We start from the raw sequence: 2,515 nt of genomic DNA, 5'->3' as shown, positions 1-2,515 counted from the left end.
GTATTTATTCTTGCCGATTTCTCTGCACCGTTCTTGCCGAAAACCATGCACTGCTAATTGCCAAAAGTTGTGTAGTCTTATTTACCGTTCACAACTCCAAGCCCATGGCGTAATACGTGCTTTAATTAATATAATCTCCCCACAGCATATTCCCTTATAAAAAATATTCTTCTTAAAAACAATCTTCTTTGTACGTGAATTTTCACCTATTTCGACGATATTGTAGTTGGATGGTATCCAGCTTGCACTGTCTGTTTGACTGAGTAAAAATTGATATTCCATAGGCAATCTTCTCACTATTCTATTCAAACCAAATAAATAGCGATAGCTTGCTGCAGATGGGCTTAGTCTCTCCAGACTACCGTCTTTTCTCCTCTTAAATGCAAATATCTTTTCCTCTCTAGCGTCTTTAGAGAAGAAAGCCCACCCCTGTGGTAAAAAATAGGAAACATTTAACTTTATCCATTTGCTAATATAAAATGGGCTTTGCATAGAACTTCCCATTATAGAATATATTGCTAGGCCGCCAAGTAAAATAAGTATTCCAAAAACAGACCTGATAGTATTTGTAATTCTAACTTCCTTTGAATTATTATTCATAGATAAGATATATAGCGATTTAATTCGAAATACATTTCACTCTTTATAACAAACTAAATTATAGATAAACTTATACACCGTTTTAAAATATACAATTTTCTAATTTAATTTAAAAAAATAAATATAATTAAAATATTTTATAAATGATAAATCTTGTTATTAAAATTTATCATTTATAAAATAAGGAATACATAAAAGATCTGTAAATGTATTTTCCTAAGTTTCAATCGCATATGTAGCTAACAGAATACAAGTACCATTTGGCAGATAAGCCGTAATGAGAATAGGTACATTCACTCCCCCTTCTATGCGGGCTAGCTGTATATCAGAAAAATTATCTTTCAGATAAGCTTGAAGTGCAGTGAATTTCCGGGCATTAGCAACCATTACCTGATCACCAGGATCGGCAGTATTCACTATTTTTTCAAAGAAAGCATCCTGATCGATTATTTGCAGCGTACCAGGGTTTTCACTGTTAAGCTGGACAAGCTTTGCACTTAACTGATCCTTTGGGACCTGTCCCAGGTTTTCAATAGTTAATGGCGCTTCAGATTCACTGAAATAAAACAACCCCTGCGTTTTTTCAGCTAATTCAGTTAAAATTTGTTTTTCCATTTCGGTGAGATTATATCAGCATAACGTCTGATTGCCAATTAAAATACATCAAAAATGAAGGTTAACATTAATTCATTTACTATTAAATTAATTGGTACAGATTCTATTCCAATGGGATACACAATACCACTGTTGAGCTGACGTTAACTTAGTTATGAATTCCAGATCTACCGTAAAATGGAGCTACCCTTATACCCTGATTTTAATTGGCTTCATGGCTGTTGTGCTGTCCTGTTCAAAATCAAAAGAGGCTCCTGATGACAATCAAGGTTTACCTATAACAGTTCCGGCGAATAAAAATGCTGATACCAACCTTGACAATTCGCTCTTTTTAAAATTAGTCAATGACGTAAGGACAAAAGGATGTGATTGTAAACAACCTGATGGCGGAGTAACCAAAATGCCTCCGGTTCCTATACTTGCCTGGAGTAATGATCTGGCAACTATCGCTAAGACACACGCTGATGATATGGAAAAGAAAAATTACTTTGATCATACGGATACAGAAGGTCGGAACCCTGGACAAAGAATGACCGCAGGGGGGGATCTCTGGTCTGCTTATGCTGAAAATATTGCTAAAGGTCAGCAAACAGAAAATGAAGCTTTCAATTCATGGATTAATAGTGATCATGGACATTGCCAAAATATCATGAGTGCTAATATTAAAGAGATGGGGGTTGCACGTTCTGCTGGTAATGGCAATTACTGGACACAGTTATTTGGAACCAGAAGGTAGATGAATAATAGACTAGAGCTAACCAAACGTCTTTTGAACAAAGTGAATTGCGTCTTTTAAACAAAACGTTGTATTTTTCACCAGCCTATCTTTGTTTTATCAATTAAACATACGATACAATGGAATCAAAAAACATTTCAGCAACCAAATCATCTACTGCTCAAAACCCTATACAATCTGGTTTCAATGCGGCTTCTACTGCACAAGATGTAATCAAAGAAATAGACCTCTCTGGAAAAACTGCTATTGTAACTGGTGGTTATTCCGGAATTGGCCTGGAAACAGTCAGGATTCTTAGTACTGCGGGTGCCATAGCCATTGTTCCTGCACGTGATTATGATAGAGCTGCCCAGGCATTAACCGGAATTAATAATGTGGAGATTGAAGAAATGGAACTGATGGAGCCAGATTCAATTGATGCATTTGCTGTTAAGTTTCTTGCCTCTGGTCGTCCTCTTCATATTCTGATCAATAGTGCGGGAATTATGGCAACTGGACATGCCCCAAAAAGTTAGACACTTTTTGGGGCATTTTTTATGAGTAGAAAACAGAAATACGAGTATC

4 protein-coding genes are annotated in these 2,515 nt (G+C 36.0%); 2 read left to right on the top strand and 2 right to left on the bottom strand.

The features are described 5' to 3' along the window. Positions 1 to 81: 81 nt before the first annotated feature. On the bottom strand, positions 82 to 600 hold the full coding sequence (locus tag LY11_RS26305) for an SdpA family antimicrobial peptide system protein (RefSeq protein WP_111636545.1): 519 nt from the start codon (positions 598 to 600) through the stop codon (positions 82 to 84). A 216-nt stretch (positions 601 to 816) separates the two neighbouring features. Beyond that, the gene (locus tag LY11_RS26295) at positions 817 to 1,215 is read right to left on the bottom strand and encodes a nuclease A inhibitor family protein (RefSeq protein ID WP_111636544.1); all 399 of its coding nucleotides are present in this window, start codon (positions 1,213 to 1,215) and stop codon (positions 817 to 819) included. A 154-nt stretch (positions 1,216 to 1,369) separates the two neighbouring features. On the opposite strand from LY11_RS26295, the gene LY11_RS26290 reads away from it, so the two are divergent. Continuing rightward, positions 1,370 to 1,951: a CAP domain-containing protein gene (locus LY11_RS26290; RefSeq protein ID WP_111636543.1), complete on the top strand. Its 582-nt coding sequence runs from the start codon at positions 1,370 to 1,372 to the stop codon at positions 1,949 to 1,951. Between the two features lie 119 nt (positions 1,952 to 2,070). Further along, positions 2,071 to 2,466 carry an SDR family NAD(P)-dependent oxidoreductase gene (locus LY11_RS26285; RefSeq protein ID WP_111636542.1) on the top strand — a complete coding sequence of 132 codons (396 nt, stop codon included), beginning with the start codon at positions 2,071 to 2,073 and terminating at the stop codon, positions 2,464 to 2,466. Positions 2,467 to 2,515: the final 49 nt, after the last annotated feature.

It is taken from the genome of Pedobacter cryoconitis (assembly GCF_003259615.1).
Taxonomy (GTDB): domain Bacteria; phylum Bacteroidota; class Bacteroidia; order Sphingobacteriales; family Sphingobacteriaceae; genus Pedobacter; species Pedobacter cryoconitis.
This window is presented reverse-complemented; position numbering and strand designations above follow the sequence as displayed.